Annotated in this window: 22 protein-coding genes; 12 read left to right on the plus strand and 10 right to left on the minus strand. The window is 69.3% G+C overall.

Translation table 11 applies throughout. The features are described from left to right. The first annotated feature begins 27 nt into the window (after positions 1-27). Positions 28-510 carry a GNAT family N-acetyltransferase gene (locus tag ACIA03_RS05775; protein WP_396980166.1) on the plus strand — a complete coding sequence of 161 codons (483 nt, stop codon included), beginning with the start codon at positions 28-30 and terminating at the stop codon, positions 508-510. Here the strand turns inward: ACIA03_RS05775 and ACIA03_RS05780 are convergent. Continuing rightward, positions 507-1,139 carry a class I SAM-dependent methyltransferase gene (locus ACIA03_RS05780; protein WP_396980168.1) on the minus strand — a complete coding sequence of 211 codons (633 nt, stop codon included), beginning with the start codon at positions 1,137-1,139 and terminating at the stop codon, positions 507-509. The genes ACIA03_RS05775 and ACIA03_RS05780 overlap by 4 nt on opposite strands. A gap of 104 nt (positions 1,140-1,243) precedes the next feature. Between ACIA03_RS05780 and ddaH the strand changes: the two genes are divergently transcribed. Beyond that, positions 1,244-2,014, plus strand: coding sequence for a dimethylargininase (ddaH, locus tag ACIA03_RS05785; protein ID WP_396980170.1), 771 nt, complete (start codon positions 1,244-1,246; stop codon positions 2,012-2,014). On the opposite strand, the gene ACIA03_RS05790 is transcribed toward ddaH, so the two are convergent. The 3 genes from ACIA03_RS05790 to ACIA03_RS05800 all read right to left on the minus strand — a co-directional run bounded on the left by ACIA03_RS05790 (position 2,005) and on the right by ACIA03_RS05800 (position 5,132). Continuing rightward, entirely contained in the window at positions 2,005-3,345 is a 1,341-nt protein-coding gene (locus tag ACIA03_RS05790) for a lipase family protein (RefSeq protein WP_396980172.1), read from the minus strand. The two genes, ddaH and ACIA03_RS05790, sit on opposite strands and share 10 nt — an antisense overlap. Before the next feature lie 87 nt (positions 3,346-3,432). After that, a complete protein-coding gene (locus ACIA03_RS05795) occupies positions 3,433-4,056 on the minus strand; it encodes a GyrI-like domain-containing protein (RefSeq protein WP_396980174.1) in 624 nt (207 codons plus the stop codon). Positions 4,057-4,202: 146 nt separating this feature from the next. After that, the gene (locus ACIA03_RS05800; RefSeq protein ID WP_396980176.1) at positions 4,203-5,132 is read right to left on the minus strand and encodes a zinc metalloprotease; all 930 of its coding nucleotides are present in this window, start codon (positions 5,130-5,132) and stop codon (positions 4,203-4,205) included. Between the two features lie 183 nt (positions 5,133-5,315). On the opposite strand from ACIA03_RS05800, the gene ACIA03_RS05805 reads away from it, so the two are divergent. Next, positions 5,316-5,705 carry an MmcQ/YjbR family DNA-binding protein gene (locus ACIA03_RS05805; RefSeq protein WP_396980178.1) on the plus strand — a complete coding sequence of 130 codons (390 nt, stop codon included), beginning with the start codon at positions 5,316-5,318 and terminating at the stop codon, positions 5,703-5,705. Further along, entirely contained in the window at positions 5,702-6,217 is a 516-nt protein-coding gene (locus ACIA03_RS05810; RefSeq protein WP_396980180.1) for a putative immunity protein, read from the plus strand. Before ACIA03_RS05805 ends, ACIA03_RS05810 begins: the two co-directional genes overlap by 4 nt. Here ACIA03_RS05810 and ACIA03_RS05815 read toward each other — a convergent pair. Next, positions 6,214-7,149 (minus strand): EamA family transporter, encoded by a 936-nt coding sequence (locus tag ACIA03_RS05815; RefSeq protein ID WP_396980182.1) that lies wholly within the window; start codon positions 7,147-7,149, stop codon positions 6,214-6,216. The genes ACIA03_RS05810 and ACIA03_RS05815 overlap by 4 nt on opposite strands. A gap of 84 nt (positions 7,150-7,233) precedes the next feature. Between ACIA03_RS05815 and ACIA03_RS05820 the strand changes: the two genes are divergently transcribed. Continuing rightward, positions 7,234-8,139, plus strand: coding sequence for a LysR family transcriptional regulator (locus tag ACIA03_RS05820; protein WP_396980184.1), 906 nt, complete (start codon positions 7,234-7,236; stop codon positions 8,137-8,139). Beyond that, complete coding sequence (locus tag ACIA03_RS05825) at positions 8,136-8,438, plus strand: hypothetical protein (protein ID WP_396980186.1); 303 nt, start codon at positions 8,136-8,138, stop codon at positions 8,436-8,438. Before ACIA03_RS05820 ends, ACIA03_RS05825 begins: the two co-directional genes overlap by 4 nt. Before the next feature lie 7 nt (positions 8,439-8,445). On the opposite strand, the gene ACIA03_RS05830 is transcribed toward ACIA03_RS05825, so the two are convergent. Further along, on the minus strand, positions 8,446-8,586 hold the full coding sequence (locus ACIA03_RS05830; protein ID WP_396980188.1) for a hypothetical protein: 141 nt from the start codon (positions 8,584-8,586) through the stop codon (positions 8,446-8,448). A gap of 69 nt (positions 8,587-8,655) precedes the next feature. Here ACIA03_RS05830 and ACIA03_RS05835 point away from each other — a divergent pair, with 69 nt between their 5' ends. Continuing rightward, positions 8,656-9,045 carry a DUF1304 domain-containing protein gene (locus ACIA03_RS05835; protein WP_396980190.1) on the plus strand — a complete coding sequence of 130 codons (390 nt, stop codon included), beginning with the start codon at positions 8,656-8,658 and terminating at the stop codon, positions 9,043-9,045. A 71-nt stretch (positions 9,046-9,116) separates the two neighbouring features. Continuing rightward, positions 9,117-10,136, plus strand: a complete 1,020-nt coding sequence (locus ACIA03_RS05840) for a tyrosine-type recombinase/integrase (RefSeq protein ID WP_396980192.1) — start codon at positions 9,117-9,119, stop codon at positions 10,134-10,136. On the opposite strand, the gene ACIA03_RS05845 is transcribed toward ACIA03_RS05840, so the two are convergent. Beyond that, positions 10,137-10,913, minus strand: a complete 777-nt coding sequence (locus tag ACIA03_RS05845) for a class I SAM-dependent methyltransferase (RefSeq protein WP_396980194.1) — start codon at positions 10,911-10,913, stop codon at positions 10,137-10,139. It abuts the gene before it with no gap. Between the two features lie 193 nt (positions 10,914-11,106). On the opposite strand from ACIA03_RS05845, the gene ACIA03_RS05850 reads away from it, so the two are divergent. Together ACIA03_RS05850 and ACIA03_RS05855 are read left to right on the plus strand one after the other, a co-directional pair. Further along, positions 11,107-12,468 (plus strand): FAD-binding oxidoreductase, encoded by a 1,362-nt coding sequence (locus ACIA03_RS05850; protein WP_396980196.1) that lies wholly within the window; start codon positions 11,107-11,109, stop codon positions 12,466-12,468. A 133-nt stretch (positions 12,469-12,601) separates the two neighbouring features. After that, positions 12,602-13,042 carry a DUF3592 domain-containing protein gene (locus ACIA03_RS05855; protein ID WP_396980198.1) on the plus strand — a complete coding sequence of 147 codons (441 nt, stop codon included), beginning with the start codon at positions 12,602-12,604 and terminating at the stop codon, positions 13,040-13,042. A gap of 19 nt (positions 13,043-13,061) precedes the next feature. Here the strand turns inward: ACIA03_RS05855 and ACIA03_RS05860 are convergent, their stop codons facing one another. Then, positions 13,062-13,436 carry a hypothetical protein gene (locus ACIA03_RS05860; RefSeq protein ID WP_396980200.1) on the minus strand — a complete coding sequence of 125 codons (375 nt, stop codon included), beginning with the start codon at positions 13,434-13,436 and terminating at the stop codon, positions 13,062-13,064. A 290-nt stretch (positions 13,437-13,726) separates the two neighbouring features. Between ACIA03_RS05860 and ACIA03_RS05865 the strand changes: the two genes are divergently transcribed. Next, positions 13,727-14,230, plus strand: coding sequence for a hypothetical protein (locus ACIA03_RS05865; RefSeq protein WP_396980202.1), 504 nt, complete (start codon positions 13,727-13,729; stop codon positions 14,228-14,230). A 54-nt stretch (positions 14,231-14,284) separates the two neighbouring features. On the opposite strand, the gene ACIA03_RS05870 is transcribed toward ACIA03_RS05865, so the two are convergent. Continuing rightward, positions 14,285-14,797 (minus strand): hypothetical protein, encoded by a 513-nt coding sequence (locus ACIA03_RS05870; protein ID WP_396980204.1) that lies wholly within the window; start codon positions 14,795-14,797, stop codon positions 14,285-14,287. 86 nt (positions 14,798-14,883) lie between these two features. On the opposite strand from ACIA03_RS05870, the gene ACIA03_RS05875 reads away from it, so the two are divergent. Then, entirely contained in the window at positions 14,884-16,380 is a 1,497-nt protein-coding gene (locus ACIA03_RS05875) for an acyl-CoA carboxylase subunit beta (RefSeq protein WP_396980206.1), read from the plus strand. Here ACIA03_RS05875 and ACIA03_RS05880 read toward each other — a convergent pair. Beyond that, entirely contained in the window at positions 16,377-16,880 is a 504-nt protein-coding gene (locus ACIA03_RS05880) for a DUF5994 family protein (RefSeq protein ID WP_396980208.1), read from the minus strand. The genes ACIA03_RS05875 and ACIA03_RS05880 overlap by 4 nt on opposite strands. Positions 16,881-16,970: the final 90 nt, after the last annotated feature.

Consider the following 16,970-nt stretch of genomic DNA (forward strand, 5'->3'; position numbering starts at 1 on the left):
ACCTGATCTTCCCCCTATCCTCGCGCCATGTTGATGAGGCCAGCCGTCGTCAACGACGCCGAGGCGTTGACCGACCTCCACCTCGACGTGTGGGAGGAGGCGTACGCCGGCCTGATGCCGGACTCGATCTTCATCGAGCGCCGCTCCCAGCGGTTGGAGCGGATCGACCGGTGGCGCACGAACATCGGGACCGGGCCGATCTCGACCCTGGTCGCCGAGGACGACGAGCCGGGACGGCTGCTCGGCTTCGCGAGCGCCGGGCCGGCTCGTGACGCCGATCCCGGGCTGCCGCCGCTGGAGCTCTCCGCCCTCTATGTCCGCGCGGAGAGGTACGGCACCGGCCTCGGCCACCGGCTGCTCGAGAAGGTGATCGGGTCCTCGGCGGCGTACCTCTGGGTTCTCGACGGCAACCGGCGCGCCACGGCGTTCTACGAGCGTCAGGGCTTCCGGTTCGACGGCATGACCAAGACCGAACCGGTCGGCGTCGAGCGCCGCATGGTCAGGGCCTAAGCGCCCAGCGGTCGGCGGGCGAGCAGGGTCGAGTCGTCGATCTCGACCGGGACGCCGTCGCGAATCGTCAGGCGGGGGCGCTGCTCGACGACGACCGGCTCGAACCCGTTCGGCAGCCCGGGGAGCAGGTCCGAGGCGAGGAACATCGCGTTGTGGCGAGCGTGGCGCGCGAACACCTCGGAGGGCGCGTGACCGACCACGAGCAGGTGACCACCGGGCGCGACCGCGGTGGCCAGCCGGCCGGCGACGTCGACCATGCTCCCGTCGGGCGTGTGCAGGAAGTGGCACGTGACCAGGTCGAACTCCCGGCCCTCGGCGTCGAACGTGCGGGCATCGACCTGCCACCAGGACGTACGCTCCGCCACCCCGGCCTCCTCGGCATGCCAACGCGCCCGGGCGAGCCCGTTGGCCGAGAAGTCGGCCCCGGTCACGGTCCAGCCCTGCTGGGCGAGCCAGATGACGTCGCCACCCTCGCCACAGCCGACATCGAGCGCCGTGCCCGGCGTCAGCGCGGAGACCTCGGCGACGAGCTGAGGGTTCGGGTTGCCGCTCCAGACCTTCTGCTCACCGGCGTAGCGCTCCTCCCACGACTCCGGCTCGAACATCTCGCGTCCCTCGTCCTCGCTCATGACGCTCAATCTAGTCCTCGCCCCGGCCAAAGCCTGGTGCGTTCGAAGCACGCCATGTGGTTGCCTGACCGGCGAATTCTGGATCGGATAGGGATACTTCACCCATGCACGCTCTCGTACGCCGCCCCTCGCCCCGACTCGCCGACGGGCTGGTCACCCACATCGAGCGGAGCCCGATCGACCTCGACCTCGCCGGCTCCCAGTGGGAGGCGTACGTCTCCGCGATGCAAGCCGCCGGCTGGACGACGCACGAGGTCGACCCCGCCGACGACTGCCCGGACTCGGTCTTCGTCGAGGACACGATGGTGGTGTTCGGGGACCTTGCCGTGATCAGCCGCCCGGGCGCCTTGGAGCGGCGTCCGGAGACCGCCGCGGCCGAGGACGCCGTCCGGGCGCGGGGATACCGGATCGCCCACATCGAGGCGCCCGGCACGCTCGACGGCGGGGACGTGCTCAAGCACGGCGACACCGTGTGGGTGGGGGAGGGCGGGCGTACGAACGCCGAGGGGATCGCCCAGCTCCGGGCGCTGCTGGCGCCCCTGGGTGCCGAGGTCGTCGCCGTCCCGGTCGCCAAGGTGCTCCACCTCAAGTCGGCCGTCACCGCGCTGCCCGACGGCACCGTCATCGGCCACGAACCGCTCGTCGACGACCCGAACGTGTGGGGAGCCCGGTTCCTGCCGGTCCCGGAGGAATCGGGCTCCCACGTGGTCGTTCTCGACGACCGCACCCTGCTGATGGCCGCCTCGGCTCCGCTGAGCAGGGCGATCTTCGAAGAGCGTGGCTACACCGTCGTGGCGGTCGACATCTCCGAGTTCGAGAAGCTCGAAGGATGCGTCACGTGCCTGTCCGTCCGGCTACGCGCAGCTCAGGGCTGAACCGGCAGCGTCGAGCAGTTCGACCCAGCCGCGACACCACCGACCCGATCGGTGATCCAGTTGATCGCGGCGGTCTGGTCGACCAGGAGCGGCGTGATGTGGTTGGTGATCAGACCGTCGCCGAGGTTGGGCAGCACGACCGCCTGGTAGGTCACCTTGGCGCCCTGACCACACCAGTCGACGGCGAGCTGACGGGCCTGCCGGTGCGGGACGATGTCGTCCTGGGTGCCGGTGGCGAGACGGACCGGGATCCGCGGAGCCAGGTTGCCGAGCTTCTGCTCGGCCATGATCGCCCGCACCGTGGGCTCGCGCTCGATGATGGCGTCGAGGCTCTCGCCGGTCGTGGTCCAGCTGCTGCTCCGCTGGAACGGGTAGCTGACGATGCCGTCCCCGACGCAGGCCGTCGAGAGGTCCTCGAGCGCCGCCTGCCCCTTGTCGTTCAGGTTCTCGTCCAGGATCGGCTGCAGCTCCGGGTTCGACTGCGCCAGACCGTTGATGGTCCAGCCGAGCGCCGCCACGAGCGCGGAGCCGTCGATGCCCAGCGCGGTCGCCCGCAGATCGGCGGGCGGCGCCCCGACATAGGCACCGACGAGGTTGACGTCCGGTGCATACGTCGCGGCGAGCTCGGCGGCCGATCCGGTCGCACCGCCGCCCTGGCTGTAGCCGTAGAGCGCCACGCGTGACCCGCTGGTCACCGATGCGTCCGGAACGCCGCGGGCCGCGCGCGCCGCGTCGAGGACGGCGTGGCCGCCGTCGACCCGGTCGACATAGGTGTGGAGCCGGTCGGTGGCGCCCAGGCCGACGTAGTCGGTCACCATCACGGCCACACCGCGCGCCAGGAGGCGATAGATCCCGATGTCCTCGTAGCCCACCGAGACGGTCCTGCCGTTGAAGAAGATCGGTCGCTCCAGCCCGAGCGAGGCGGAGCACTGGTCGCCCTGTCCCATGGTGCCGGGCGCGACGACCACGAGCGGCCGGTCGCCCGCGCCGCTCCAGGCGGCGAACGGCTCGATGTAGGCGCCGGTCACAGCTGCGGGAGCACCGTTGTTGTCGGTCGTCTTGTACATGACCCGGGTCGCGGTGCCCGGCAGCGAGCCGATGCCGGGGATCGAGAGTCCGGCACCGAGGGGGAGGGGCTCGGTGCGTACGAGCTCGCCGTCGGCCGACGGAAGCGTCGCCGGCGGGTTGTAGAACTCCGGGATCTCGACACCGCGGGAGACGACGGTGGTGCCGCTGTCAGCGGCTACGGCGGGGGCGGCGAGGGCGGCCGGTGTGATCGCGGCGACGGCCAGTGCGGTGGCGACGAGCAATCGTGGTGCGTGCTGAGACATGGGGGACTCTCCTCACGTGAGCGGGACCACTCCGTCCCGAGTTACTGAAGAGTAATGTGAGCACGCTCACGTCGACAAGGGTTTGAGTCAACATTCGTTCACCGAAACCGGCTGGCGCAGGATCGTCCGCAGCTTCGCCGGCTCGACCCTCCGCGGATCACCGAGATAGATCTCGTGATGCTTGCCGGTCATCCGCAGCCCGTGCTCGGGGATGAACCGCTCGTGCATCTCCGCGAGGACCGGGCCCTCCTCGTCGTACGGCCCGAGGTGCAGGGTCTGCACGCAGGTGCCTTCGCTCAGCGTCTCCCAGCGGACCTTGTCCAGGCTCGCCGGCCGGTCCTTGGCGGCGACGTTCTCGATCGCCGCCTCGACCATCGACCCGGTGATCCAGTCCGGCGTCAGGATCATCGCCGTCCAGTCCCACTGCGACTTGTCGCGCGCCCGGGTGAACGCTTCCATGTCTTCGGCCCACCACAGCGCCTCCAGCGGTGGCACCACATAGTCGCGGCCGTCCTTCTTGCTGGCGAACTTCAGCTTGTACGCCACCGGGTAGAGCGCCGCGAGCGCGTCCGCGTACTCCTGGGCAGTGTTGGGATCGCCGTGCCCGTCGACCATCAGGTAGGGGAGTGGCGGCACCTCGAGCACCCGGAACTCGCCCCGCCGCGCCCGATAGCCGTCGAGCGTCTTCTTCAGATCCGTCTTCGCCACCATAGGGACATGATGCCGCCCCGGACAGGGCTGCTGCTCGCCTGGCGAGTCACGAGGGACACGCCAGACGAGCAGCGGTGATGATCAGGCCCGATGATCAGGCCCGATGATCAGGCCCGATGATCAGGCCCCGTGATCAGGCCCCGTGATCAGGCTCGGTACGCCGCCCACATCTGGTCCATCCGGGTGCTCTGACCCAGGGTGAACTGGTTGTAGCAGCTGTCGTAGCTGTAGTCCATGTAGTTGTGGATCGGGTCGAGGCCGGGCAGGTCGCAGGAGTCACGGCCGGCGGGGCAGCCCGAGGTCGAGCTGGCCTGGGCCGGGGTGTCCGCGACCTCGTCGTTGGTCGTGGTGCAGCCACCCTGGAAGGTGTGGTACAGCCCGAACCAGTGGCCGGCCTCGTGGGTCGCGGTCTTGCCGTCGTTGTAGTTGGTGGCCGAGCCGCCGGGGAGCGAGCTGTACTGCACGCGGATGCCGTCGATGCCCGGGTTGCGCGAGTAGTCCCACGGGAACGTCGCGATGCCGAGGTAACCGAAGTCGACGAGCCAGATGTTGAGCGCGTTCTTGCCGCCCAGGCGGGTCTGGGTGCGGTAGGTCGTCGACTGGCGGTCCTTGTGCCACTGGTTGTTGTAGTAGGTGTCGACGCCGGCGAGCGTGAAGGTGAAACCGGTGTCTGCCGCCGTGCCGGCCAGCTCCTGACCAGCGAAGTCCTGGTTGAGCTCGGCGATCTGCGCGTCGATCTGCGCCTGGGTCACGTCGCCGGATCCGTCGGTGCCGAGCATCTTGTGGATGTAGACGGGAACGGTGGCCGCGGTGCGCGCGTTGCTGCCCTTCTTGGCGAGGATCGCCGCCGTGCGGGCCTCGATCCGCTGCTGCTCCGCCGCGGAGATGTCGCGGTGGTCTCCGCCGGAGCCACCTCGGGCGGCGTCGGCCTCGTCATGGCCGGTGGGCTCGAGGCAGGCGGCCTTCGATTCCGGTGCCCACGCCGCTGCCGGGACGGCGGTCATGGCCACCGAGGCGGCGCCGAGGGCCAGGCTGAGTGCCGTGGCTGCGATGCGAGCTGAACGGTTCAACGTCATGTGATGAGGGTCCTCTCACTCAGTCCGGGCCCACGGGGTCTGGGGCCCGGATTTCGAACGCTGACTCAACACCAAATTTCATTGCACGGGAATGTAACGGCCGCAGATTTGTCCATGGCCGGAGGGATTTAACTGATCCGTAACGGCCGCCGCCGCCATGGAGACATGGGTACGCTCCGGACCATGGCAACCGTGGAAGATGTCCGGTGGCTCGGCTCCAGCCTCGAGAGGTCCTACGAGGTTTTCGTACGCGGCCGGCTGAAGTTCCGGGTCGGCTCGATCGTCTACGTCGCCTTCTCCCTGGACGAGACCGAGATGGGTTTCGGCTTCCCGAAGGAGGAGCGGGCCGCGCTGGTCGCCGGCACACCCGAGAAGTTCCACATGCCCCGCGAGTCGGAGATGCGGTTCAACTGGGTCGAGTCGTCCCTGGGTGAGCTCGACCCGATCGAGGCGTGCGAGTTCGTCGTGGACGCCTGGCGGCTCTGCGTACCGAAGAAGGTCTCCGCCGCCTACGACCTCGCCCACCCCGGCGGCCCCGGACCGGACCACCCGATGAACCGAGGCGAGCGATGATCCTGGCCAAGGAGCGCGACCCGCGCCTGATCACGCTCCGTCGTGGCGGGACGCTCACCGATGCCGACCACCATCTGCTCGCGCTGTGGGCGGCCACCTGCGCCGAGCACGTCCTCCATCTCTTCGAGTCCGAGTGCCCCGACGACCCACGTCCGCGCGAGGCCATCGAGGCGGCCCGCGCCTGGACGCGCGGTGAACTGAAGATGATGGAGGCCCGCACTCTCGGCGGCCACGCGATGGGTGCGGCCCGGCCGTTGCGCGGGGCCGCCCGCAACGCCGCCTATGCCGCCGGTCAGGCGGGCGTGGTCGCCCATGTCGCCGCCCACGACCTGGGGGCGGCTGCGTACGCCATCAAGGCCGTACGCGACGCCGCGCCTCCCGGCCGGGCGCCAGGAGTGCCGCTGGCAGCGGGAGCAGCTCCCGGACCCCGTCCGCGAGCTCGTCCTCGACGACCAGCGGATCCGCAACGACATCTGCTGGGGGGTCTTCGAATGAGCGACCGAGATCGCTAACGGCTGGAAAGGGAGCGCTCGGACGCGCGCACCTGCATTACGTGCGCATCCAGGGGGCGCTGAGCCGGGGGAGTGCCCCCTTCGACGGCCGGCGTGCGCCCGCCGGCACGTTCGGCCCCCACCCCAGCCGCGACCACGAGCCCGATCCCGAGCACGGCGATGAGGTTCGGCACCTGGTGGAGAGCGACGAACCCGATCACCAGCGCCAACGCCGGCTCGAGCGCCATGAGCGTCCCGAAGGCACCGGCGGTGAGGCGACGTAGCGCCATCATCTCCAGGGCGAAGGGCACCACCGGCACCAGGAGGGCCAGGCCAAGGCCGGCGAGCAGGAGCTCGGGCGTGAGTCGCTCCACGATGCCGGGTCCGACGACGACAGTGGCGACCACGGCCGCGACCGGCATGGAGATCGCGAGTCCACCGATGCCGCTGACCGCATCGCCGACCCGCTGCGTCAACAGGATGTAGGACGCCCAGCAGGCGGCCGCGCTCAGAGCGAACGCGACACCGAGCGCGTCCGCCGCGCCGTTCCACGGCTGGGTCAGGCACAGCACACCTCCGGCGGCCACGAGCGCCCATGCACGTGCCGTGCCGCGGCTGCGGACGACGGCCACCCCCAACGGCCCGAGGAACTCCAGCGCAGCGGCGGTACCGAGCGGGAGCCGGGCCAGTGCAGCCATGAACAGCAGCGTCAGGCCGGAAGTGACCACACCCAGCGCGACGCCGCACAGCAGCGTCTCCCGGCTGAATGCCGAAGGGCGCGGCCGGACGAGGACCAGCAGAAGAATGCCGGCCCAGGACAGACGCAACCAGGCCACTCCCGCCGGGCCGAGCTGGTCGATGAGACCCACCGACGCCGCAAGGCCCAGCTGTACGCAGAGCATGGCGGCCATCGCCATGGAGGCACCGTTGCGGGCGGGGTGTGAGGTGGTCATGCGTTCCAGTGAACCCATGAAATCCGTTCGCGTCCACGTGACATTGCTGGACAATACGTTCGCGATATCGAAACAATGAGGGCTGTGGACGTACGCAGGCTCCAGATGCTGCTCGAGCTCTCGCGCCTCGGTTCGATGCACGAGGTCGCCGCCGAGATCGGCACGAGCACGTCCAGCGTCTCGCAAGCCGTCGCAGCCCTCGCGCGAGAGGTCGGAACGGCCCTCGTCGAACCCGACGGCCGGCGCGTACGCCTCACTCCTGCGGGCCACCGGCTCGCTGAGCACGCCGCGGCCATCCTCGCGGCGGTCGAGGCCGCTCGCCTCGACCTCGACCCGGACGCCGAGCCGGCGGGCGTGCTTCGGGTGGCCGGCTTCGCCACCGCGATCCGACGATCTCTCATGCCCGCTATCGACGACCTCCGGCACGACCACCCCGGCATCGAGGTGCGGTTGCGCGAACACGAGCCACCCGAGGCACTGGGACTGCTCGCACGTGACGACGTCGACCTGGCGCTCGTCTACGACTACAACGTCGCTCCCGCCGCCTGGAGCAGCGATTTCGACACCCACCCGCTGTGGGAGGTCACCTGGGGCCTCGGCATGCGGTCCCAGGAGCCACGCGCCCCGCTCGCGACCTTCGCCGACCGGGACTGGATCGTGAACTCGCGCCACACAGCCGACGAGGAGGTGCTCCGCACCCTCGCGTCGATGGCGGGATTCACCCCTCGTGTCGTCCACCGGGTCGATGCGCTCGAGCTCGTGGACGACCTCATTCTCGCCGGCCACGGGCTCGCGTTGTTGCCGCGCGGACGCACCTCCCGGCGTGGCGTGGCGGTGCGGCCGTTGACCGATCCCACGGTGCGCCTGCGCGCCTTCGCCATGACCCGCCGCGGGCGCGAGCGATGGCCGCCTCTGCGGGCGGTGCTGAACCGACTGACGCAAACTGGCCATGCCCGTTCTTCGACCGAGGGGAGAGCCGGACAACGATGACGGCACGTTCATCCGAAGATCCGATCCTGCTGTGCTGCCTGCTGTGGGCGCACGAGGGAAAGGCCGAAGCCCTGCATGCCTATGAGGACCGTGTCCTCGAGCTGATCCAGGAGCACGGGGGAGAGGTGGTCCAGCGTGCCCTCGCCGACACCCCCGGCCAGCCAGACGAGGTCCAGCTCTTCCGGTTCACGGGCCAGACTGCACTCGACGCGTATCTGAACGACGAGCGGCGTACGTCGCTGGCTGCCGAGCGGGACGCGGCCGTCGCCCGGACGGAGCTGTTCCCGGTGCGCTTCTGAGGTCCGCTCAGATGGCCTCGACGTCCGCCGCCACGTGCTGATAGCCCCAGCTCTCGTAGACGACGACCGTCACGTACGGCGCCGCGGCCACGATCAGCAGCGACCAGCCCAGAGAGACACCGGTTGCCGCCGCCACGACCGCGAGCACCAGGACCGCCGCGGAGCCGTCTCGGGGAGGGCGCGCGTCAAGCGCTGCTGAGCCGGTTACGCTCAGCCCATGATGGTCGTTGTGGCGTTGGTGCTCGCCGGTCTGGCTGCGTTGGTGCACGTCTACATCTTCGTGATGGAGTCGGTGACCTGGACGAGCGCGAAGACGCGCGCCGTTTTCGGGACGAGCGCCGAGGAGGCCGAGGCGACCAAGGAGCTCGCCTTCAACCAGGGCTTCTACAACCTGTTCCTGGCGATCGTCACAGCGGTCGGCATCGTCCTGATCGCCGTGGACTCGGAGGCCGCGGGTGCCGCGCTGGTCTTCGCGGGCGCCGGATCGATGGCAGCCGCCGCGACGGTGCTGTTCGTCTCCTCGCCCGGCAAGCGGGGCGCCGCGCTCAAGCAGGGACTCGTCCCGCTGCTCGCCGTGGTCGCGCTCCTCGTCGGCTCGCTCGGCTGAGTTCAGCGTCGATTTCCGCGATAGTACCCCCTATCGCAGAAATGTTCGAAAAGACTGTAATATCGGGGGATGTGAGCGTACCTGACGATGGTGTGATGTTCGGCGACGTCGTCGAGGACTTCCTGACCGACCGGGCCACGCTCACGCGCCGCGGCCTCAACGACAAGTCCCGCAACGCCTACCGGCAGGACATCGCCGCCTGGGCCCGGCAGCTGCACGCCGACGCCGGCGGCGATCCTGACAGCGATGTGCTGGCGCTGGTCCCGATCTCCGCGCTGACCGACCAGAACGTACGCATCGCCTACAGGTCGCTGCGGGAGGGCTCGGCCGCGGCGACCTGTCAGCGCCGGGTCGGCACGCTGCGGCTCTTCACGCACTGGCTGCAGCTCGAGGGGCACCTGCTGGTCGACCCGACGCTGCGTATCGAGGCGCCCGAGCGGCCCAGCCGGCTGCCGGCAGGCTGGAGCGTCGACGAGCTGCGTCGTCTGGCGCGGGTTGCCTCGACACCACGCGAAGGCACCGACCGGCGCCGCTGGCCGGCCCGCGACCGGGCGATCTTCGCGGTGCTGGTCACCACCGGCGTACGTGCCGCGGAGCTGTGCGGGCTCACCGTCGGCTCCCTCCGGCGCGAGCCCGACGGCGAGACGCTGGTGCGGGTCATCGGGAAGGGCGACAAGCAGCGCAACCTGCCGCTGCCACCCGAGGCCGTGGATGCGGTCGATGCCTACCTGGCCGAGCTGGAAGCCCGTTTCGGCGCTCGCGACGCCGCAGACAGCCTGTTCGTGCTGACCTCGGGCAAGCAGCTGCGTCCGGGCGCGCTCAACCATCTGGTCGAGACCTGGATCCGCCTCGCCGGCGTCCCGAAGCAGCCTGGCGAAGCCGCGCATGCCTTTCGGCACAGCGCCGCCAAGGGGCTGATCCGTTCCGGCGTACCGGTGCCTGCCGTCCAGGGACTGCTCGGTCACGAAGACCTCAAGACCACCGGGATCTACGTCAAGGCGACCGCCTCCGACACCCGCGACGCCGTCCTGCTCTCTCCCGCACGTGAGGTGCTGCGCGAGACGGCGGAGCCGTTCGAGCGTCCCGAGTGACTAGGGCCTGAGCGCCCGGGTCGCGATGTAGGCAGGGAAGTGCTCTGCCGTGACGTCCGCATGATGGGGCGCTTCGCTCAGGTGCGTCAGGACGAATCCTGCGGCCAGCTGCCCGCCGATCTGCTCGGTCAGCGAGTGGCTGTATTCGATCGGGCCGTCGCCGTAGGCGCGCATCCGATCGGCCTCGGAGAGGTCGAGGGAGCTGAACGGAAGCCGATGACGCACCACCAGCTCCCGCCGGTCGAGCGCCACCTCGTCGAAGATGTAGACGTCCGGGTTCATGAACCCCGTCAGGAGCGTCCCGCCGGAGCGCAGCACGCGGAACGCCTCGTTCCACACCGGCTTCAGCTCAGGACTGAACACGTTCGAGACAGGATTGACGATGACGTCGAAGCTGCCGTCGTCGAAGACACCGAGGTCGCGCATGTCGCCGAGCACGGTGCGCAGCTCCAGGCCCTCGCGAACGGCCACCTCGTCGTCGCGAGCCAGCTGCTTGGGCGAGTTGTCGAAGACGGTCACCTCGGCGCCTGCCGCGGCGAGAATCGGTCCCTGCTGGCCACCGCCGGACGCCAGGCACAGCACACGTACGCCGGCCAGGTCGGCAGGCAGCCAATCGCGTGGCGTCGGCTCGTGGCCGATGAGCACCACGGGCCAGTCACCGTCACGCGCTCGTGCGATCGCCTCTGGGCCAACCGGCCGGGACCATTCGTTGTCGCTGTCGACCAGCCCGTCCCAGGCGACGCGGTTGTGGGCAACCGGGTCGAAGTCCTCTGTCACAGCAGTGCACTTTAACGGCCCCCGGGGCGCTCTAGCCCGTCATGTCTATAGCGCCGATAATGCACATTATGTCAACTGACGCGGGGAAAGGACCTCCGACTGGTCCCCCGGGGTTTCGGAGCCGCGTACCGGAACTCGATGACGTGGCGCCTCGGGACAGAGCGTCGTGACGGCGGCGGATGACGCTGGCGTCATGACATCCATCGACGAACTTCGCAAACACGTCACCCGGGTCATCACGCCCGACGACTCCGACTACGACGACGCTCGGGCTGTCTGGAACGGCATGATCGACCGTCGGCCGGCCGCTGTCGTGCCGGCCGAGAACGCAGACGACGTCATCGCCGCGGTGAACTTCGCCCGCGATGCCGGTCTGCCGCTGGCCGTGCGCGGAGGCGGACACAGCGCACCAGGTTTCGGAACGATCGACGACGGCCTGGTCATCGACCTGTCCCCCATGCGTTCCGTCGACGTCGACGCCGCCGCTCGAACTGCTCGTGTCGGTGGCGGCGCGACCCTGGCGGACCTCAATGACGCCACCCACGCGCACGGCCTCGCCACGCCGGGCGGGATCGTGTCGACGACCGGCGTCGGCGGCCTGACGCTCGGCGGCGGCATCGGCTACCTTACCCGGGGTTTCGGGCTCTCGATCGACAACCTCCGTTCGGCCGACGTCGTCACCGCGGACGGCCAGCTCCGTCGCGCCAGCGAGTCCGAGAACCCCGACCTGTTCTGGGCGCTGCGTGGAGGCAGCGGGAACTTCGGGGTCGTCACGACCTTCGAGTTCGACCTGCACCCCGTGGACCAGGTGGTCGTCGGGCTCTTCTTCTACGAGCTCGAGCACGCCGGGGACCTGCTGCGCTTCTTCCGCACCTGGATCGCCGACGCCGACGAGCGCTTCGGCGGCTTCCCGGCATTCCAGGTCGCCCCTCCCCTGCCCTTCCTCCCGGAGGAGCGCCACGGCGACACGTTCTGCGTCGCGGTCGTCCACTGGAGCGGGCCGCTCGAGGAGGGCGAGGCGGTGATGCAGCCGTTCCGCGACCTCGCGCCGCGCGTCGGCGAGATGGTCGGGCCCATGCCCTATCCGTGGCTCAACAGCGCGTTCGACGAGCTGTTCCCCCGTGGCGTACGCAGCTACTGGAAGGGCAACTACGTCACCGAGCTGACCGACGAGGCGATCGAGGTGCACCTGGCCCACGGCCCGAAGGCACCGAACGCGAGCTCGACGATGCACCTGTACCCGATCAACGGTGCCGCTTCCCGCGTCGGCGCGACGGACACCGCATTCTCCTACCGCCACGCGACGTTCTCGACGGTCATCGTCTCGGCATGGCCGGACGCCTCGGACGACGCCGCCAACATCGCCTGGGTGCGCGACTACGCCGCCGCCCTCACGCCGCACTCCGAGCCCGGCGGCTACGTGAACTTCATGTCCGAGGACGACCAGGGCCGCGTCACCGACACCTACGGCAGCAACTACGCGCGACTCAGGAAGGTCAAGCAGACCTACGACCCGGGGAACCTGTTCAGCCACAACCAGAACATCACACCCTAGGGAGGACTCTCGTCCCGCGCGCCGCGCACTCTCGATGTCCATGGAACGATCCTGTCCCGACGGCTGGTGATCCGCAGCCGAGCGTAGGTGCGTCGCCCTTTGCTGGACCGCGACTCGTGATTCCATGTCGCACATGGTGATCGGGTGGGCGTTCTTCCTCTTCGGGCTGGTCTTTGCCGCGTTCGGGATCTGGTTCGTCGTCTGGGGCGTGATCCAGCGGCAGCGACTCCGGAGCTGGACGCCGACGACGGCGACGATCCGCGAGTTCGAGACCCGCAGGGTGAGCAGCGGACAGCACGGCTCACGGACCAAGCTGATCGCGCACTACGAGTATCGCGGCCCCAACGGGGAGGAGTACGCCGGCGAGGGCGCCCTGGACAACCAGCGGTTCGCGGTCGACGGTTCGGCACTCCCCCTGGCCATCGTCGTCGACCCGCTGAACCCGAGTCGCTCGATGGTCGCATCCGAAGGCGCGCCGATCGGATGCCTGGTCGCGATGGCGATCCCCTTCACCCTCTTCGGCGGGGTCTTCGCGATGATCGGCTGGGCGCTGACGGGCGTCACCGTCAGCTGAGACGAGTGGCCATGACGGGTCAGAGCCCGAGAACCCATGAAGTGAGCACCTGGACGAGGTTGAGGAAGACCGACGCTGCCGCGACGACAGCTCCGACGATGAACAACGCGCGACCTCCCGGATGGCCGAGACGCTCGGCCCTGCGGCCACACCATGCACCGGCGATCGAGGGCACGAGCAGCACCAGGAGCGCAGGAAGTCCGGCCCTGAGGACGACCGCGGTCGGCAGACCCTCGTCTCCGCTCGAGTAGCCCTGAAGTGAGAGCAGCCAGTCCCCCAGGATCGCAGCCCCGACGAACGCGACCGGGAGAAGGGCGAACACGACCCAGCCCGTACGCAGGACTCGGCGAGCCGATCCACTCGCTTCGGCAGGCGGGCCCGCAGGTCCGGACATCACGCCCCCTCTCCTGCGCACATCGATGACTCCGATCCGATCGTCGCCCCGCCGTGTCGACGGCCGCAAGGACGAAGGTCCGCGGTCCGACGGCACATCGTGCCGGTAGTCCCATCGAGAATCAGTTGAATCACTGCTGGAGCATGTGTACGGAGTCATTGGCCTGCTCTTGATTCCGTTATCGCCCAAATAGGCTGAACGGACTATGGTCTCCTCTCGAATCGACCTGCCAGACTGCCCGCGTCCGGGCAACTGCGCCCAGCACATTTCATCTACGGGGGAACATGAGCATGCGCATCCAGAGCATCATCGCCGCGATCGCGGCCACCGCCGGCGCGACGGTCTTGGCAGCCGCCCCGGCCTTCGCAAGCGGCAGCCCGCACTTCATCACGAACCTGACCAAGGTCACCGACGCCGATCTGTCCTCGATCACCGTCGCGTTCAAGGAGGCCGGCCTCGAGAGCGGTTCGGTCGAGACGATCACCGTGACCGCTCACCTCGAGGCGACCTATCAGTGCGTCAACCGCGGTGGCCACAACCCGGATGACCCGAAGAAGACCGTGATCAGCGGCGACTACTCGAAGTCCGGCGAGTTCACGGCCGCCAGGAACGGCAACGTCACCGGCTCCTTGACGGTGACCGCACCCGCGCCACGCAGTGTTCTCGACTGCCCGAGCGGGCAGACGTCGGTGCACACGGTGTCGACGTGGTCGAACATCTCGGTCACCGACGAGGACACCTCGGCGACGGTCGCCGTCGCAGGCACGTACTCCTTCGGCAAGCCGGTCGACTGACGCCCCGTTCGCGACACCTCTGAGACCTCCATCGGGCCGGCCCCGATGGAGGTCTCAGCTCTTGTCAGGACCGTTGGCACGTACCCGCTCGACGTTGACCAGCGACTGCTGGAGCTCGTCGAGCCACTCGCTCGAGTGCTGCTGGACGAGCTTGACGCACCAGCCGAGCGCGTCGCTCCGGCTCCGGGCGACACCGCCGGAGACCAGCAGGTCCAGGACCGCACGCTCGGGCTGGCGCAGCCGGGTCATCACCGGTGCGGAGACGGTGGTGAACATGTGGCGCTCTCCCCCGACCTCCACACCCCAGGACACCTTCCGGTCGAAGCGTCGCTCCGCCTGCCGCGCGACAGCCATCCGGTCCTCGCGGGTGCGCTCGCGGAACTCGCTCGCCCGCCCCTCGTTGGCCGCTGCTCGCTCTTCGTCCGAAGCGCCTTCGGCGGTCTTCGGCTCCTTGATCCGCCCGACGACCGTGATCTCCTCGCGGTCGACCACGACATCGACGATCTCGTCGTACACACCATCGGGCAGCCGTCCGCTGAACCACCCGCGCAACTCGTTTGTAAGCATGTAATCATGCTTACTCGCTAGCACGACGAAATCAAGGGCGCCGCCCCAGGAGCAGGCACGCAGCCGACGTTCCCTATCGTGTCGGGGTGACCGACGACACACCCGTGACCGGGCTGACCGAGCTGCACGCGCGCCGTTTCCTGACCACGGACGCGGCGCGAGCCGACAAGGTGGCCCGGTGGCACGCCAAGGGGCGGCGTACGGCTCGGGAGAACATCGCCGACCTGGTCGATCCGGGCTCGTTCGTCGAGTACGGGAGGTTCATCACCGCCGCCCAGGAGCAGCGTCGTGACCTGGCCGAGCTCGTCGTCGAGACGCCCGGCGACGGGATCATCGGCGGCTCCGCGACCGTCGGCGGGAAGCCGTGCGCGGTGCTGTCCTACGACTACCTGGTGATGGCCGGTACCCAGGGCATGCGCGGGCATCGTAAGTCGGACCGGCTGATCGAGATCATCGGGCGGATGCGGCTGCCGACCGTCTTCTTCACCGAGGGCGGCGGCGGTCGTCCCGGCGACACCGACATCCCGCTGGTCTCGGCGCTCGACGTCGGCTCGTTCGCACTCTGGGGCGAGCTCGAGGGCCTCGTGCCGCGGATCGCCGTCGTCTCCGGGCGCTGCTTCGCCGGCAACGCGGTCCTGGCCGGCTGCGCCGACCTCCGCATCGCCACACCCGACGCCAACCTCGGTATGGCCGGCCCGGCCATGATCGCCGGTGGTGGGCTCGGCAGCTTCGCCCCCGAGGAGATCGGCCCGATGAAGGACCAGACCGCGAACGGTGTCATCGACCTGATCGTCGAGGACGAGGCCGCAGCCGTCGAGGCCGTACGCAGGGTCCTCTCCTGTCTCGAGCCGACCGCCGATGGCGGCGAGGCCGTCGACCAGGCCGAGCTGCGGACGTTCCTCCCCCACAATGACCGGGAGGCCTTCGACGTACGCCCTGTCGTCGAGACGCTCGCCGACATCGACTCGGTCACCTGGCTCCGCGAGGCGTACGCACCCGAGCTGGTCACCGCGCTGGCCCGGATCGACGGGATTCCGGTCGGTGTGATCGCCAACCAGTCGACGCACCTGGCCGGGGCACTCACCAGCGACGCGTCGGTCAAGGCCGCCGACTTCCTCGCGCTCTGCGGCCGCTGGGCCCTCCCGGTCGTCTCGCTGGTCGACACCCCGGGCTTCATGGTCGGTCCCGAGGCAGAACGCGGCGGCCTGGTCCGGCACGCCTCCCGGATGGTCGTCGCCGGTGCCCAGCTGTCCACTCCGCTGGTCGGGATCGTCCTCCGTCGCGGCTACGGGCTCGGCGCGCAGGCGATGCTCGGCGGCAGCACCCACCGCCCGCTGCTCACCGTCGCCTGGCCCGACGCCCACCTCGGCCCGATGGGCCTGGAGGGCGCCGTACGCCTCTCGATGGCCGCCGAGCTCGCCGCGATGCCCGAGGACGAGCGAGAAGGGCGGGTCGCCGCGCTCACCGACGAGTACCGCAAGCAGGCGAGCGCGCTCAACGCCGCACGTATGTTCGAGATCGACGACGTCATCGATCCCGCCGAGACCCGTGCGGTCGTGGCTGCGACGCTACGCCGCGCCTAGGAGGCCCCGCCGTCGTCGTCCCAGATCTGCTCACCGATGTGGCTCTGGTCGGGACCGGAGAGTCCCAGCAGCTGGGCCGGACTGAGGGTGTTCCGGTCGTCTGCGGCCTGCTCCATGATCCTCTCGGCGAGCTCGGGCGGGGTGTCGTGGGGCACCACCAGCAGTCGGAGCCGCTCCCCGGTCGCCATCGCCAGGATCATGATGTGGGTGTCGTCGGACGGGAACGAGCCGACCTTGACGATCCCACGCGCGGCACGGATCTTGCGGACGCTCGGCTCGCCCGACGCCGTGTCCCAGTCGGGCCTGGAGAACAACAGTCGAGAGATCCGGCCGACACGGTGGGGAAAGTTGTCGATGAGGTCGGCGGCCTCGATCTGAAGGTCGCGCGACTGAGGCCACCAAGCGCCGTCGAGCGGCCCCGACGTGAAACTGTTGTCGAGTCGGATCCGAAGCTCAGCGCGAACGGTGGTCTGATGCTCTTGAATCGGTGACGTCATCATGACGCCCACCCTTCGTGCTGCCCTGCGGACTCGGCGAGTCCGACCGGCAGCCTGGTTAACATAAGTCTACCTCTCTGCCGAGTCGGACCC

This window comes from Nocardioides sp. NPDC051685 (assembly GCF_044453405.1).
Classification (GTDB): Bacteria; Actinomycetota; Actinomycetes; order Propionibacteriales; family Nocardioidaceae; genus Nocardioides.

Bases quoted from the DNA above. Each gene is read 5' to 3' on its own strand.
- ACIA03_RS05775 (WP_396980166.1), top strand. From the start codon at position 28: ATGTTGATGAGGCCAGCCGTCGTCAACGACGCCGAGGCGTTGACCGAC.
- ACIA03_RS05780 (WP_396980168.1), bottom strand. From the start codon at position 1,139: ATGAGCGAGGACGAGGGACGCGAGATGTTCGAGCCGGAGTCGTGGGAG.
- ddaH (WP_396980170.1), top strand. From the start codon at position 1,244: ATGCACGCTCTCGTACGCCGCCCCTCGCCCCGACTCGCCGACGGGCTG.
- ACIA03_RS05790 (WP_396980172.1), bottom strand. From the start codon at position 3,345: ATGTCTCAGCACGCACCACGATTGCTCGTCGCCACCGCACTGGCCGTC.
- ACIA03_RS05795 (WP_396980174.1), bottom strand. From the start codon at position 4,056: ATGGTGGCGAAGACGGATCTGAAGAAGACGCTCGACGGCTATCGGGCG.
- ACIA03_RS05800 (WP_396980176.1), bottom strand. From the start codon at position 5,132: ATGACGTTGAACCGTTCAGCTCGCATCGCAGCCACGGCACTCAGCCTG.
- ACIA03_RS05805 (WP_396980178.1), top strand. From the start codon at position 5,316: ATGGCAACCGTGGAAGATGTCCGGTGGCTCGGCTCCAGCCTCGAGAGG.
- ACIA03_RS05810 (WP_396980180.1), top strand. From the start codon at position 5,702: ATGATCCTGGCCAAGGAGCGCGACCCGCGCCTGATCACGCTCCGTCGT.
- ACIA03_RS05815 (WP_396980182.1), bottom strand. From the start codon at position 7,149: ATGACCACCTCACACCCCGCCCGCAACGGTGCCTCCATGGCGATGGCC.
- ACIA03_RS05825 (WP_396980186.1), top strand. From the start codon at position 8,136: ATGACGGCACGTTCATCCGAAGATCCGATCCTGCTGTGCTGCCTGCTG.
- ACIA03_RS05835 (WP_396980190.1), top strand. From the start codon at position 8,656: ATGATGGTCGTTGTGGCGTTGGTGCTCGCCGGTCTGGCTGCGTTGGTG.
- ACIA03_RS05850 (WP_396980196.1), top strand. From the start codon at position 11,107: ATGACATCCATCGACGAACTTCGCAAACACGTCACCCGGGTCATCACG.
- ACIA03_RS05855 (WP_396980198.1), top strand. From the start codon at position 12,602: ATGGTGATCGGGTGGGCGTTCTTCCTCTTCGGGCTGGTCTTTGCCGCG.
- ACIA03_RS05860 (WP_396980200.1), bottom strand. From the start codon at position 13,436: ATGTCCGGACCTGCGGGCCCGCCTGCCGAAGCGAGTGGATCGGCTCGC.
- ACIA03_RS05865 (WP_396980202.1), top strand. From the start codon at position 13,727: ATGCGCATCCAGAGCATCATCGCCGCGATCGCGGCCACCGCCGGCGCG.
- ACIA03_RS05870 (WP_396980204.1), bottom strand. From the start codon at position 14,797: ATGCTTACAAACGAGTTGCGCGGGTGGTTCAGCGGACGGCTGCCCGAT.
- ACIA03_RS05880 (WP_396980208.1), bottom strand. From the start codon at position 16,880: ATGATGACGTCACCGATTCAAGAGCATCAGACCACCGTTCGCGCTGAG.